The 435-nt window shown below is 60.9% G+C and carries 1 pseudogene; it reads left to right on the top strand.

The features are described from left to right. Nucleotides 1-251: 251 nt before the first annotated feature. A pseudogene (locus tag GVK91_RS27585) lies at nt 252-435 on the top strand (plasmid mobilization relaxosome protein MobC); the annotation flags it as partial.

The raw sequence follows: 435 nt of genomic DNA, 5'->3' as shown, positions 1-435 counted from the left end.
TTCAGGGCTGCGCCCCGAAACCCGCTAAGGTCAACGACCTGACGCGCCCGGTCGGGCTTGTCTGCCCCCGCAACCGACCGCAAGCAAGTAGCGGCCGTTTCCGGGCGCTTCGGGGTGTCGCGTCACTTGCGTATTTACCAAGTGACGCGCAGAAATAGTCTGTTGTGACGCTGGCTAACCGGGGCTTTACGCCGTTTTCCACCATCTGACACACCTGTAGCGGAGGCCATTTGAGTACGAAACGCGACAAGATGCTGACCATGTGGGTCACGCAGGATGAGCATCAGCAGCTACTTGACCGCTGCGACGGAAAACAACTGGCGGCATGGATGCGGGCGACCTGTCTCGATACGCGTCCGGCGCGGTCGTCGCGGCTGCCGTCCATCGATCCGGTTTTGCTGCGCCAGCTTGCTGGGATGGGAAATAACCTCAACC

The organism is Sphingobacterium sp. 18053 (genome assembly GCF_902706145.1).
Classification (GTDB): Bacteria; Bacteroidota; Bacteroidia; order Sphingobacteriales; family Sphingobacteriaceae; genus Sphingobacterium; species Sphingobacterium paramultivorum.
Note: the sequence above shows the minus strand (reverse complement) of the source record. Positions and strands in the feature narration are given on the sequence as shown.